The 11,982-nt window shown below is 62.7% G+C and carries 14 protein-coding genes; 7 read left to right on the top strand and 7 right to left on the bottom strand.

What is annotated here, in order from left to right; all coding sequences use genetic code 11:
* Nucleotides 1-80 precede the first annotated feature (80 nt).
* The 3 genes from ACYVHK_RS13185 to ACYVHK_RS13175 form a co-directional block, all read right to left on the bottom strand.
* Nucleotides 81-851: an SDR family NAD(P)-dependent oxidoreductase gene (locus ACYVHK_RS13185; protein WP_460532610.1), complete on the bottom strand. Its 771-nt coding sequence runs from the start codon at nucleotides 849-851 to the stop codon at nucleotides 81-83.
* Nucleotides 852-917: 66 nt separating this feature from the next.
* A complete protein-coding gene (locus tag ACYVHK_RS13180) occupies nucleotides 918-1,487 on the bottom strand; it encodes a GNAT family N-acetyltransferase (RefSeq protein ID WP_460532607.1) in 570 nt (189 codons plus the stop codon).
* Between the two features lie 33 nt (nucleotides 1,488-1,520).
* Nucleotides 1,521-2,447, bottom strand: a complete 927-nt coding sequence (locus ACYVHK_RS13175; RefSeq protein WP_460532604.1) for a LysR substrate-binding domain-containing protein — start codon at nucleotides 2,445-2,447, stop codon at nucleotides 1,521-1,523.
* Between the two features lie 117 nt (nucleotides 2,448-2,564).
* Between ACYVHK_RS13175 and ACYVHK_RS13170 the strand changes: the two genes are divergently transcribed.
* Together ACYVHK_RS13170 and ACYVHK_RS13165 are read left to right on the top strand one after the other, a co-directional pair.
* Entirely contained in the window at nucleotides 2,565-3,590 is a 1,026-nt protein-coding gene (locus tag ACYVHK_RS13170; RefSeq protein ID WP_460532601.1) for a zinc-dependent alcohol dehydrogenase family protein, read from the top strand.
* Nucleotides 3,591-3,663: 73 nt separating this feature from the next.
* Nucleotides 3,664-4,431 (top strand): alpha/beta hydrolase family protein, encoded by a 768-nt coding sequence (locus ACYVHK_RS13165; RefSeq protein WP_460532598.1) that lies wholly within the window; start codon nucleotides 3,664-3,666, stop codon nucleotides 4,429-4,431.
* A gap of 2 nt (nucleotides 4,432-4,433) precedes the next feature.
* Here ACYVHK_RS13165 and ACYVHK_RS13160 read toward each other — a convergent pair whose 3' ends face one another.
* Complete coding sequence (locus tag ACYVHK_RS13160) at nucleotides 4,434-4,805, bottom strand: nuclear transport factor 2 family protein (protein WP_460532595.1); 372 nt, start codon at nucleotides 4,803-4,805, stop codon at nucleotides 4,434-4,436.
* The gene (locus ACYVHK_RS13155; RefSeq protein ID WP_460532592.1) at nucleotides 4,802-5,572 is read right to left on the bottom strand and encodes a substrate-binding periplasmic protein; all 771 of its coding nucleotides are present in this window, start codon (nucleotides 5,570-5,572) and stop codon (nucleotides 4,802-4,804) included. Before ACYVHK_RS13155 ends, ACYVHK_RS13160 begins: the two co-directional genes overlap by 4 nt.
* 335 nt (nucleotides 5,573-5,907) lie before the next feature.
* On the opposite strand from ACYVHK_RS13155, the gene ACYVHK_RS13150 reads away from it, so the two are divergent.
* From ACYVHK_RS13150 to ACYVHK_RS13140, 3 genes are all read left to right on the top strand, one after another.
* Complete coding sequence (locus tag ACYVHK_RS13150) at nucleotides 5,908-6,510, top strand: hypothetical protein (RefSeq protein WP_460532589.1); 603 nt, start codon at nucleotides 5,908-5,910, stop codon at nucleotides 6,508-6,510.
* A gap of 139 nt (nucleotides 6,511-6,649) precedes the next feature.
* Entirely contained in the window at nucleotides 6,650-7,414 is a 765-nt protein-coding gene (locus ACYVHK_RS13145; protein WP_460532586.1) for an SDR family oxidoreductase, read from the top strand.
* Nucleotides 7,415-7,523: 109 nt separating this feature from the next.
* Complete coding sequence (locus ACYVHK_RS13140) at nucleotides 7,524-8,030, top strand: 2-thiouracil desulfurase family protein (RefSeq protein WP_460532583.1); 507 nt, start codon at nucleotides 7,524-7,526, stop codon at nucleotides 8,028-8,030.
* 42 nt (nucleotides 8,031-8,072) lie between these two features.
* Here ACYVHK_RS13140 and ACYVHK_RS13135 read toward each other — a convergent pair whose 3' ends face one another.
* Both ACYVHK_RS13135 and ACYVHK_RS13130 read right to left on the bottom strand, forming a co-directional pair.
* A complete protein-coding gene (locus ACYVHK_RS13135; protein WP_460532580.1) occupies nucleotides 8,073-8,342 on the bottom strand; it encodes a hypothetical protein in 270 nt (89 codons plus the stop codon).
* Nucleotides 8,343-8,384: 42 nt separating this feature from the next.
* Nucleotides 8,385-8,711 carry a nuclear transport factor 2-like protein gene (locus tag ACYVHK_RS13130; RefSeq protein ID WP_460532577.1) on the bottom strand — a complete coding sequence of 109 codons (327 nt, stop codon included), beginning with the start codon at nucleotides 8,709-8,711 and terminating at the stop codon, nucleotides 8,385-8,387.
* A 413-nt stretch (nucleotides 8,712-9,124) separates the two neighbouring features.
* Here ACYVHK_RS13130 and ACYVHK_RS13125 point away from each other — a divergent pair, with 413 nt between their 5' ends.
* Nucleotides 9,125-11,266, top strand: a complete 2,142-nt coding sequence (locus ACYVHK_RS13125) for a catalase (RefSeq protein WP_460532574.1) — start codon at nucleotides 9,125-9,127, stop codon at nucleotides 11,264-11,266.
* Nucleotides 11,267-11,532: 266 nt separating this feature from the next.
* Nucleotides 11,533-11,871 (top strand): hypothetical protein, encoded by a 339-nt coding sequence (locus tag ACYVHK_RS13120; protein ID WP_460532571.1) that lies wholly within the window; start codon nucleotides 11,533-11,535, stop codon nucleotides 11,869-11,871.
* Nucleotides 11,872-11,982: the final 111 nt, after the last annotated feature.

Raw genomic sequence — 11,982 nt, 5'->3', positions numbered from 1 at the left:
GTAGGCGTGGGTCGCGATCCTGCCCGCAGGCGGCCGGCAGGGCGGGGGAGATGTCGGACCTGTGCCACACCCTGTCCCGATCAGGCTTCCAGCCCGCCGTCCACGACGAGGCTATGGCCCACGACATAGGACGAGGCGGGTGAACTCAGCCAGAGGATGGCGTTGGCGATTTCCTCGGCTTGCGCCAGCCGGCCGATGGGGATGGCCCCGGCGATCGCAGTCTGCTGCTCGGCCAGTTGTTCCGGCGTGAAATGGGCGGTGCGGCGCTGCCGGCGTGGGGTATCGGTCGGGCCGGGGCAGACGGCGTTGATGCGGATGCCGCGGGCGATGTATTCCTTGGCCGCGGAGCGGGTGAGGCCGATCACCGCGTGCTTGGCGGCACTGTAGACCGCTGCGTTCGGCGTGCCGGACAGGCCGTTGATGGAGGAGACATTGACGATGGTGCCGCCACCATGCTCAAGCATGCTGCCGATCTCGGCCTGCATGCTGTAGTAGACCCCGAAGAAATCGACATTCAGGTTTTGTTGAGCGTCTTCCGGCTTGCTCTCGTGCAAGGGGCCAAGCTGGGCCTCGCCGGCGGCGTTGTTGACTGCGCAGTCCAGCCGGCCATGCCTGGCCTGTACAAAGGCCAGCAAGGAGGCGACCGAGGCGGGATCGCTGACATCGCAGGCATGAAAGACGGCATCGCCACCCTGGTCGCGCAACAGTTGCTCGGCCGCCTGGCCGCGTTCGGCATCACGGGCGGTGATCACCACCTTGGCGCCCTGGGCGACAAAGGCTTGCGCGGTAGCGAGGCCGATGCCGGTGCTGCCACCGGTAATCAGGGCGATTTTGTTCTGGAGGTTGAGCATGTGGGCGGGTCAGAGGTTGTGGGTCGGTCAGTCAAATACGGCGCAATGCCCTTCGGGGATTGCGCCCTACGGTGCTTGATCCTTGGTGGCAGGGATGCGGGAATAGACACGGGTATTTCTCAAGTTACCTTGAAGATCGTAGCGTTCGTTACGCAGGGTGCCTTCCAGTACAAAGCCGGCCCGTTCTGCCAGTCGCCAGCTGGCGATGTTGCGATCGTCGGTGGTCAGGAATACGCGGTTGGCGGCCAGTACGTCGAGTGCGTGATCGCTGAGCGTGCGCACACCTTCCGTGATCAGGCCTTTTCCGCCCCAGCCCTTGCGGCACCAGTAGCCGACCTCGAACTGCCGCAGCGGCCAGTTGGCCTTGTGCAAGCCACTGCCACCGACCAATTGGCCGCTGGCCTTGTCGATAAAGAAGGCCATCAGGTCCTCGTTCATCAGGAAGCGGGCGTGGGCGCGGCGTACGTCGCGTTCGGATGCTTCCGGCGTGGGGGCGGGGTAGACCCAGCCCAGCCAGTGTTTGAGGTCCTCGCTGGATTCGGCAATGGCCTGATTGAACATGGCGCCATCACCTGGGCGGGCGACGCGGATGATCAGGCGGGCGGATTCGAGCTGTTCGGGGAGCTGGTTCTGCATAGAGACATTCTAGCGACTTGTTTTTACCTCGCCTCAACCACCAAAAGGCGGCCGGTTGAGAATGGGGGGTATGACTTCGGCCAGGGCGTCGATCACGACCCGGACCTTGGGGGCGAGGTGGCGGGTCTGGGGCCAGAGCAGGTGGACGGCGAAAGTCAGGCTGGTTTCCTGCGGCAGCAGCCGTACCAGCGCGCCTTCCCGCAAGGACTGGTTGGTCAGCCAGTCGGGCAGGCGGGCGATGCCGAGGCCGGCCTTGGCGGCGTCCAGCAGGGCTTCCAGATCGTCAAAGGCCAGTCTGGGCTGAATGGTGGCGTTGATCTGACCGCCATCCGGGCCGCGGAACTGCCATTCGCCCAGGCGGCCGGCGCGACCGTAGAGGATGCCGTCGTGGCTGGCGAGATCGGTCAGGCTTTGGGGTGTGCCGCGCTGGGTGAGATAGCCGGGGGCGGCGACCACCAGCATCTGGTGCTCGCCCAGCTTGCGGACCTTGAGGCCGGGCGTATCCGCCACCGTGCCGCTGCGTACCGCCAGGTCGTAGCCTTCCTCGACCACGTCGGAGCGTCGGTCGCTAAAGCTCGCTTCGATCTGCAGGCGGGGATAGCGCCGGGCGAGATCGAGCAATACCGGGGCGATGCAATGGCGGCCGAACAGCACCGGCATGGTGATGCGCAGCTTGCCGGATGGTGCCTGCTGGCCTTGCGCCAGTTCGTCCTCGGCCTGTTCCAGCTCTGCCAATGCGCGCACGCAGCGGGCGTAGAAGGCCTGGCCTTCGTCGGTCAGGCTCTGGCTGCGGGTGGTGCGATGAAACAGCCGAACGCCAACCCGTTCCTCCAGCCGCGCCACGCTCTTGCCCACGGCGGAGCGGGAGAGGTTGAGCCGCTCCGCTGCGGCGCTGAAGCTGCCGGCCTCCACCGCGCTGACAAAGGCGGCGATGCCGCCAAGGCGATCTGCAGTTGCCATGTTATTGGTTCCGGTTTGTATTCATTGATGCGAAATATCGCCGCAACTGGTGCGAATTGATCGTCAATATCATAGCGCTTACTGACCCCACGGGGTTGCCTTTACAAGGAACGCGAGATGACTACGACGACGCAACAATGGCAGATGCAGGGTCTGGGTGTGGATGCCCTGCAACTGGTGGAAACGGCGGTTCGCCAGCCCGGCCCTGGCGAGGTGCTGGTCAAGGTGGCGGCGGTATCGCTCAATTATCGCGATCTGGCGATGGTGCAGTCCGGCATGGGTTCCAAGCTGGATTTCCCGCTGGTGCCGGGATCGGACATGGCGGGAACGGTGGTGGCCACTGGTGCCGGTGTGAGCCGGGTGACCAGGGGGCAGCGGGTGATCAGCACTTTCTGGAGTACCTGGTTCGACGGTGAAGTGCCACCGCGCAGCACCAACGGCACCGCGCTGGGCGGCCCCCTGCCGGGTGTGCTGAGCCGCTACCTGACCGTGCCGGAAGACTGGCTGGTCCGCGCCCCGGAAACGCTGGACGACCTTGCCGCCAGCACGTTGACTTGCGCGGGGCTGACTGCCTGGTTTGCGTTGGTCGAGTCCGGTGGGGTGCAGGCAGGCCAGACCGTGCTGGTGCAGGGCACCGGCGGCGTGGCGCTGTTTGCCGCACAGATCGCGCTGGCGCGTGGCGCCACGGTGATCATGACCAGTGCGAGCGACAGCAAGCTGGAGAAGGCTAAGGCGCTGGGGGTGCAGCATGTCGTCAACCGTCTTACCCAGCCGGACTGGCCGGCGGCGGTGCGGGAGATGACGGGTGGTCTCGGTGTGGACCATGCACTGGAACTGGTGGGTGGGAGCAATATCAAGCAGACCCTGGCCGCGCTGAAGATAGGCGGGCGGGTATCCGTCATCGGCGTGCTGGAAGGCTTTGAGATGACGGTACCGGCTGCGCTGATGTTCTCGATCCGGCCGGTGATCCAGGGCATAGGTGTGGGGCATCGCGCGGCTTTGCATCGGCTGGCCCAGGCGGTGGACAGCAAGGGCATCTCGCCAGTTATCGATGCCGTCTATGACTTTGCCGATCTGAAGGCGGCGCTGGCGCACGTGGAGCGTGGGGCGTTCGGCAAGGTCGTGGTCAGGCTGGCCGATTGAGGCGAAGGTGGACAGGGCCGGCCTATCCAATCGTTACCTGGATAGTACGGCCCCTCATTAAGGGGGAATTCTGATGGGCAAGGCGCAAGCTCCCCTGAGGGTGGGCACCTATCGTTATGGAGAAGCCGACAGCCAGGCCGGCGATCTTTATCTGCCCGCCGCGACCATGCCACCGGTCGTGGTGTTATTGCATGGTGGCTATTGGCGCATGCCCTGGGGGCGCGAACAATGGTTACCGGTGGTGGATGACCTGCTGGCGCGGGGCTACGCCGTCTGGAATCTGGGCTACCGTCGTGTGGGAGAGCCGGGCGGTGGCTGGCCCGGCACGTTCCAGGATGTGGCGGCGGGCGTCGCGTATCTGGCGCAGATCCAGGCCGCCGGGGTGGGGATCGATCTGACTCGTCTGGTGCTGGTGGGACATTCCGCCGGCGCGCAGCTGGCACTCTGGGCGGCGCGTCCAGATAACGGCGCCCTGCTGAGGCCGAAGGCGGTGGCCGCGCTGGCCCCGGCGCTGGATCTGGTTTCTCTGGCAGAAAGCGGAGAAGGCCGGCTTGCCCTGTCGGCATTGCTGGGTGGCCCACCCGAAGTGGTCCCCGAGCGTTACCAGGCAGCATCGCCGCTGGCGCGGCTACCGTTGGGTGTCGTGCAGCTGGTAGTCTACGGCAGCCGGGATACCGATATTCCGCTTGCGCACTCCCGGCACTACGTCGCGCTGGCCCAGGCGCTGGGGGATACCGCAAGGCTGCGAGTCGTGACCGAGGCAGACCATATGGACTGCCTCGATCCGGCCGGCGGAATGCATGCGGCGCTGTGCGAGTGGCTGGCGGCGCTGCTGGACTGAGTTCAGCTTGCCTGCAGTACCTTCTGGCCCAGAGCCACCGATGCGTTCTGGATGAGTCCGTCGCGCACCTCGTAGATGGCGACCATCTCGATGGTGCCCGGGCCTTCGGGGAAGGTGCGGGTGACGATTTCCTGGTCGATCACGATATGGCCCATGACCGAGCGCTGGATCAGGTGGGCGTGCAGGTTGGGTTCCTGCAGGCGGGCGGTGAGGCGCTCGCGCAGGGCCGGGTGGCCGGTGGCGAGGAGCTTGCCGGGGTGTTCGTACTGGCTGGCGTCAAAAGCATAGGTGGCCAGCAGGGCTTCGACGTCACGGGCGTTGTAGGCGTCGAGCTGGCGCTGGACGACGGCGGCGGGCGAGCGGGGGTCGATCATGGTGTCTTGGATGAACCTTGCGTGTATTGACGGATCAGGGCCTCGATCTTGCCATTGCTACGGAGGGTTTCCAGTGCTTTTTGCAGCTTGGCGACCAGGGCAGGATCGGACTTCAGGTTGAGGGCAAAGTAGTAGGCGCCCTCATCCGTCAGCTTCAGCAATTTCACGACATTGCTGTCAGGCAGGTTGGCATTGCGCAGGTTCCAGGCCATGCCGATCTCGGTATCGACCACGGCGTCCACCATGCCGCCGCTCAGGAGCTTGAGCACGTCGGCGTTTGATTTCTCCGGCATCAGCACATTGCCGGGGACGCCGGCGTTCTGCAGATCCTGCGAGGCCGCTTCACCGCGTACCACGCCGATCTTGTGCTTTGAGAGGTCCTTGAAGTCGTGGATGGTGCCATCCATGCCCCTGCGACCGAATACCCAGGTGGTACGCGGCAGGATGGGGCCTAGCCAGATGAATTCCTTCTCGCGCGCAGGTTTGCGGGCGGTGGTGTAGACCAGGGTGTTGGGGACCGCCTGGGCGGTGGCGTAGGCGCGGGCCCAGGGAACGATGTTGAAGGCACAGTCGAGCTTGGCGGCTTCGCAGGTGGCGTAGAGCAGCTCGGTGGCGATGCCTTTGACCTGGCCGTTGAGGCTGAAATTGTAGGGAGGCCATTCCTCGGTGTAGGCGGTCAGGTCCGCCGCCTGCAGCGGCATGGCGACGCTCAGGGAGGAGGCCAGAAACAGGGTGTAAAGCTTATTGGTGGCTGGTTGTGAGAACATTAGCAAATCCTACTATATGTACTCTAATTGTAGTGTACGAAATTTGCGCCAATCGGTGCGGCGTGTCTCCTTCATGCTGTGCTGTGGGTTGCCGGCCACAGTCCAGGCTTGCGCCTGCCTTGGCGCCTGGCCCGTTACCTGTATGTTCGGCGGAGCGCGGTTGCCGGCCTACCTAAGTAGGGTAGGACAAAGCGGCGAACGATGCCGATCCGGCAGGATTTCCCTTTTGGATCAAATATATACTTGGAGTGGTGGGGCGGATTTCGTTATGCTCGGACAAGACGTCGACTCGCCCGGTTCATTGCCAGGTGCCGGGCCCACACAAGGGCAGACTCATGACGCCAGAGCAGGATGCAGTGGACATTGTCCGGCAGGGCCTTGCCAGTGGGACGCGTGAGCGTGGCTACGCCGATTTCTTTTGCTGGACCCGCAACCGGGACGTGGAAGAGTGGGGTGTGGCGATCACCCTGGCCGATACACTGGCACTGGATGGTCGTGGCTTCTACTCGGAGATACTGAGTCGCGGACGCGGCAATGATCCCCCCGACTGCGAAGCGCGAGACCACCGGGGCCGGCGCGTTGCGCTGGAGGTGACGGAGCTGGTTGATGGCCGGGTGATCCAGCAACTGAAGTATGCCGAACGCGCCTGCGAGCCGTCCGACTGGGCCGACTGGCAGCGTGATACCTTCCTGTCCCAGCTTGGTGAGCGCATTGCCGCTAAGGACAAGCGCTATCCGGAACTGAAAGCCCCGCCCTACGCGGGGGGCTATGTCGTGGTGGTCTACACCGACGAACCCAAACTGGACCGAGACACCGTGGCCGCCTACCTGGACGGCCATTGTTTTTCCCGCCCCCGCTTTATCGACCGGGCCTTCCTGCTGCTCTCCTATGATCCGGTCGTGGTGCGTTGCCCCTACTTTGAACTGCGCTGGGACTGACGCACCGATCAGGCCCGTTCACGCCCCGTTGTCGTGGGCGATCCCTCCTTAATTTGACCGCAAGAAGCGGAGCGCGGCGCGCCCGGGCATCGACGACAGTAGCGAGATTCATCAACGTTACTGAAAGTGCGAGGCTCACATGAAGCAATTGTCCGGCAAAGTTGCCATCGTTACCGGCGCGAGCTCCGGGATAGGGTATGAAGCGGCCCGTCTGTTTGCGCGGGAAGGGGCGAAGTTGGTGGTCACGGCGCGCCGCGAGACGGAGCTGGCGGCCCTGGTGGCCGAGATCGAACACGAAGGCGGTAGCGCCATTGCGCTAGCTGGCGACGTGCGCGACGAACAGCTCGCCAGCGCACTGGTGGAGACGGCGGTGGGCCGGTTCGGTGGGCTCGACATTGCCTTCAACAATGCGGGCACGCTGGGCGAGACATCGCCGGTGGCCGATCTCTCTCGTGCTGCCTGGAACGAGACCCTGGAAATCAACCTCACCAGCGCCTTCCTTGGGGCCAAGTACCAGTTGCCCGCATTGGTTGCGCGCGGTGGCGGGTCGCTGATCTTTACCTCGACCATTGTCGGCTACACGGTCGGCTTGCCAGGTATGGGCGCCTATGCGGCCAGCAAGGCGGGGCTGATCGGCCTGGCGAAGGTCATCGCCGCTGAATACGGGACCCGAGGCGTACGCGCCAACGCCTTGTTGCCAGGCGGCACCGATACCCCCATGGGGCGGGCGGCGGCCAGTACGCCTGAAGCCCGCACCTTCGTGGAAGGGCTGCATGCCCTCAAGCGCTTGGCGACGCCGCAGGAGATCGCCCGGTCTGCACTGTATCTGGCGTCCGATGCGTCGGCCTTCATGACCGGGGCGGCGCTGGTGGTGGACGGTGGGGTGTCCATCAATCGCACCTGATCCTGCTTGGGGGCAAGGCGCGGCATAATAGGAAGTACTGCCAGAAACCGAGGCTTCTGGTAGCGCCCCAAGGGGCCGGATTGAACGGGTAAAACGATGGGAGGGCAGCATGTCGGCGAATGAAATGGCGTATGTGTTGGTCAGCTCCTGTCTCCTGGGCAACCCGGTCCGCTATAACGGGCAAGGCAAGGAGAGCGGGCATCCGGTCCTGGCGCGCTGGCTGGCCGAAGGCCGGGTGGTGGCGGTCTGCCCCGAGGTGGCGGGCGGCCTGCCCACGCCGCGGCCGCCGGCCGAGATCCGCGCGGGCCTTGGTGGCCTGGCGGTGTTGCGGGGTGAGGCGCCGGTCATCGATAACAAGGGCGAAGATGTGACCCTGGCCTTTGTGCACGGGGCGGAACAGGCGCTGGCCGTGGCGCAGGCCCGTGGCATACGCTTGGCGGTGCTCAAGGAGGGCAGCCCCTCCTGTGGCAGCCGTTATATCTACGACGGCAGTTTCAATGGTACCCGGGTGGACCAACACGGCGTGGCCACCGCCTGCTTGCAGGCAGCGGGGATCAAGGTGTTCAGCGAGAATGAGTTTGATCTGGCTGCGGCCCATCTCCTGACCCTGGCCTAGTCGCATCCGCTTCTGGTCCTACGGGCTACGGGTGGCCAGCCATCAACCGGCGCTAGGCCCCCTCCACCACAGCAAAGCTGCAGCGATGGCGGGAACCAGGAAGATCACCAGGAAGATGGGTGCTTCTTCCGCGACCGAGTAGCCGGCCTGGCTGACCCCTACCCACATATTGGCTGCTGCCACCAAAAGCCAGAGTGGAATAAAACACTTGGCTGCGAGTGCGGCGGGTGTGGCACTGCCGGTGAGACGGGCGACCAGCATGAAGATGGCCAGCAGCAACAGGCCGCCGAGGATGATCCATAGGGTGCGCATGGTGTATTCCCTTGCAATGGTCAGTGTTCGCGACGGTTGGTTTCAATGCGTCGTGATGCGCATCTCTCGCACCTTGTCGTTCTCAAAGTCCAGCACAAACCGGCTCGGCCCGGTATAGCCCCGGCCGCCGACATCGGCAAGGATGCTGAATTCCGAACCCTGCTGGCTGATGCTGGTGACCTGCAGGTTCACGTTCGCGCCGATGAACTCGCGCGCACTCCAGCCAAGAATGCTGGCGTGGCCCTGGTAGCGTGTACCCCAATCATCGACTACGCCGTTGGCGGGAAAGTGGGCGAGGAAGGCCTGGGTATCGTTGCGGTTGATCGCATCGAGAAAGGTGGTGAGCGGGTGGGGTAGGGGGCTGTTCATGGCGGGCTCCTTGGGCAAGTGGGTATGGCTTGCAGTTTAGGGAGCTTCGCGATTCAGATAATTGCCTGGAAATTGCCGTGATTGTGCAATTTCGAATAATAAATGGCCCCGGGCGGGTACGGCATGGGATGCCGATCTGTTCTCGTGGCCCGTTGGCCTGCGAGGATTTTGCCTTGGGCTTGCGCCGCCGCTCGCAAGCTCTGTTTTTCTCTGGTGGCGAATCACCTGTCTCCGACATTTACGACGCAATCCTGGCGCGTTGTGTGCGCCAGCGCACCGACGCATTTGCCACGCCTCCCCATTGTTGCCAGCTCCAGGCCGATAAACCGGCGTACGGCTACCTACATTGAACCCTCACCGATTGGACCGCTTGGCTATGCCTTGGCACTGGTTGGCGAGCCGAGGAGATTACGTTGAAAAAGAACACTCAAAGCGACACCAAAGACGCTGATCTGGCGCGCTTTCGCCAGGATGCCACCGGCCAATTCCTCACTACCGATCAAGGCGTACGCATCAACGACGACCAGAATTCGCTGAAGGCGGGCGAACGCGGCCCCAGCTTGCTGGAAGACTTTATTCTGCGGGAGAAGATCACCCATTTTGATCATGAACGTATTCCCGAGCGGGTTGTACATGCCCGCGGCTCGGGAGCGCATGGGTACTTTCAGGTCTACACCTCGCAATCGGCGCTGACCAAGGCAGGCTTCCTGCAGGACCCGACGGTGAAGACACCGGTATTTGCCCGTTTTTCCACGGTGGCGGGTTCACGCGGTTCTTCTGATCTTGCACGGGATGTGCGTGGATTTGCGGTGAAGTTCTACACCGAGGACGGCAACTATGATCTGGTCGGCAATAACATTCCGGTGTTCTTCATCCAGGATGCGATCAAGTTTCCCGATCTGATCCATGCGGTCAAGCCGGAAGCCCCGAACGAAATACCGCAGGCGGCATCGGCACACGACACCTTCTGGGATTTCATCTCCCTGATGCCGGAATCCATGCACATGATCATGTGGGTGATGTCTGATCGGGCCATCCCACGCTCCCTGCGCATGATGGAGGGGTTCGGTGTGCATACCTTCCGGTTTGTCAGTGCCAATGGCAAATCCCGCTTCGTGAAGTTCCACTGGAAGCCACTGCTGGGTGTGCATTCGGTCGCCTGGAGTGAAGCGCAGACGATCTCCGGCCAAGACCCGGACTTTCACCGGCGAGACTTGTGGGATGCGATTGAGGCGGGCCATTTTCCCGAATGGGAACTCGGCGTACAGATTGTGGAGGAAGAGGACGAACATGCGTTCTACTTTGACCTGCTTGACCCTACCAAACTCATCCCGGAAGAGCTTGTTCCCGTGATACGGATAGGCAAGATGGTGCTGAACCGGAATCCGGACAACTTCTTTGCCGAAACCGAGCAGGTCGCATTTCATGCGGGGCATGTCGTGCCGGGCATCGATTTCAGCAATGATGCCCTGCTACAGGGGCGTCTTTTTTCCTACACCGACACCCAGCTGATCCGACTGGGCGGACCTAATTTTCATGAGATTCCGATCAACCGGGCCGTCTCGGGAGTCAGCAACAATCAGCGTGATGGCCATATGCGCCAGGGGATCGATACCGGCCGTGCCAACTATGCCCCCAATACCTTAGGGGGTGGCTGCCCCATGCAGGCCGGTGCTGATATGCAGGGTTTTGTCAGCCACTCTGAAGCTATCGATGGGGCAAAGGTACGCGCTAAAAGCGAGAAGTTCTTCGACCATTTCAGTCAGGCCGCCATGTTCTTTCGCAGCCAGGCCGATTGGGAGCAGACGCATATCGTGAAGGCGCTGCAGTTCGAATTGGGAAAACTGACCGTAGCTGCGATACGTGAGCGGATGGTGGGGATGCTGGCCCAGGTGGACATCGCCTTGGCCGAGCGAGTCGCCAAGGGACTCGGTATCGATATCCCTGAGCATCTGGCCTTGCCTTTGAACATGAGCGTACCGGCGGATGCCGACCCGGCCGAATACCAGCCCTTGCCGGTGGACTCCAGCCTGGCGGACTCGCCCGCAACCAGCATGGCCGATAAGCCATCGTGCGGGATTGCGACCCGCAAGATTGGCATGCTGGTCGCCGACGGGGTGGACGAGCGGGCGTTGGCTGCCATGCAGCAGGCCCTGCTTGCCGCGGGCGCGCAATGCAAGATCATCGCCCCACATGGCGGCACGCTAAAAGGAGAAGGCGGTACGGTGATCGAGGTTGATCATAGCCTGTTGACGACCAGCTCCGTCTTGTTCGATGCCGTCTATATCCCTGGCGGCGCAAAGAGTATCGAAACACTCCTTCAGCACCCGGATACCTTGCGGTTTGTGAGAGAGGCCTTCATGCATTGCAAGGCCATTGCCGCAGAAGGCGATGGTGGCCGGCTGTTCCAGCGGGCATGTAATGATTTGCCCTGGGGGAAGGTATCCGCGCTTGCGCCGGGCATCGTGCTGGAGACACCGGGCGACAAACTGACCGACAAGTTTATCGAGGCGATCGCTGCACACCGTCATTGGAGCCGAGAAGCGGCGGCGTGAGTGAAAGAAAGGTAATGCGCGCAAGGCACTGGTGGGGTGTCTTGCCTCTGCCGGTAAATGTTGCGCGGAGCCTTTGCCGTTTGTACCTGCCAGTCGGTAGCGTTTACATTGCGTCGGGGCAAATTCGGAGAGGTTCCTAGGTTGCCCCGCCTTTACGCTTGGACGGCACACGCCTTGCCAGGGAGATAGCGTCTCTTGGCGTCAGCCGCATTGACCCAGCCCAGGGACACAATGGGTCAATGAAATTGCAGGTAAAGGATGTATTCATGTCTTCCAACCATACCCCCGATAGCAACACACCCCTCAACCCCGATTTTGATGCAGAGGAAGTGGGAGAAACCGACCGTCCGCCTGGAGTAGCTCATCCGGGCGTGAACCGTGATACGACCACCGCCGACTCCCAGGTGGAGAAAGAGGATCATCGATTGGACCAGGATGAAGGTGCTACTTCAGCCGATCCATCTCCTGGCGAGGCCTCACGGTCGACCGCAACGGACAGCCAAAGGGATTCGGGTCGTCAGGCTGAACCCAGCGACGGCGAGACCCAGAGCGGGAATACCGAGCAATTTCCCAAAACCGGCCAACAGAGCCTGAAGAACACCTGACCAGCTTTTTCAGGCGGGGCCACGCCCGCTTGTTTCTGCGAAGTTGCCTGCACGCTTCTGCCCTCCCCCTATCGGTCTGCTACCGGCCATCTGGGTACGTTTGCCCGCCCT

Source organism: Chitinimonas naiadis, assembly GCF_054780835.1.
The sequence above is the reverse complement of the archived record's forward strand: the minus strand, read 5'-3'. Positions and strand labels throughout refer to the sequence as shown.

Bases quoted from the DNA above. Each gene is read 5' to 3' on its own strand.
- ACYVHK_RS13185 (WP_460532610.1), bottom strand. From the start codon at position 851: ATGCTCAACCTCCAGAACAAAATCGCCCTGATTACCGGTGGCAGCACC.
- ACYVHK_RS13180 (WP_460532607.1), bottom strand. From the start codon at position 1,487: ATGCAGAACCAGCTCCCCGAACAGCTCGAATCCGCCCGCCTGATCATC.
- ACYVHK_RS13175 (WP_460532604.1), bottom strand. From the start codon at position 2,447: ATGGCAACTGCAGATCGCCTTGGCGGCATCGCCGCCTTTGTCAGCGCG.
- ACYVHK_RS13170 (WP_460532601.1), top strand. From the start codon at position 2,565: ATGACTACGACGACGCAACAATGGCAGATGCAGGGTCTGGGTGTGGAT.
- ACYVHK_RS13165 (WP_460532598.1), top strand. From the start codon at position 3,664: ATGGGCAAGGCGCAAGCTCCCCTGAGGGTGGGCACCTATCGTTATGGA.
- ACYVHK_RS13160 (WP_460532595.1), bottom strand. From the start codon at position 4,805: ATGATCGACCCCCGCTCGCCCGCCGCCGTCGTCCAGCGCCAGCTCGAC.
- ACYVHK_RS13155 (WP_460532592.1), bottom strand. From the start codon at position 5,572: ATGTTCTCACAACCAGCCACCAATAAGCTTTACACCCTGTTTCTGGCC.
- ACYVHK_RS13150 (WP_460532589.1), top strand. From the start codon at position 5,908: ATGACGCCAGAGCAGGATGCAGTGGACATTGTCCGGCAGGGCCTTGCC.
- ACYVHK_RS13145 (WP_460532586.1), top strand. From the start codon at position 6,650: ATGAAGCAATTGTCCGGCAAAGTTGCCATCGTTACCGGCGCGAGCTCC.
- ACYVHK_RS13140 (WP_460532583.1), top strand. From the start codon at position 7,524: ATGTCGGCGAATGAAATGGCGTATGTGTTGGTCAGCTCCTGTCTCCTG.
- ACYVHK_RS13135 (WP_460532580.1), bottom strand. From the start codon at position 8,342: ATGCGCACCCTATGGATCATCCTCGGCGGCCTGTTGCTGCTGGCCATC.
- ACYVHK_RS13130 (WP_460532577.1), bottom strand. From the start codon at position 8,711: ATGAACAGCCCCCTACCCCACCCGCTCACCACCTTTCTCGATGCGATC.
- ACYVHK_RS13120 (WP_460532571.1), top strand. From the start codon at position 11,533: ATGTCTTCCAACCATACCCCCGATAGCAACACACCCCTCAACCCCGAT.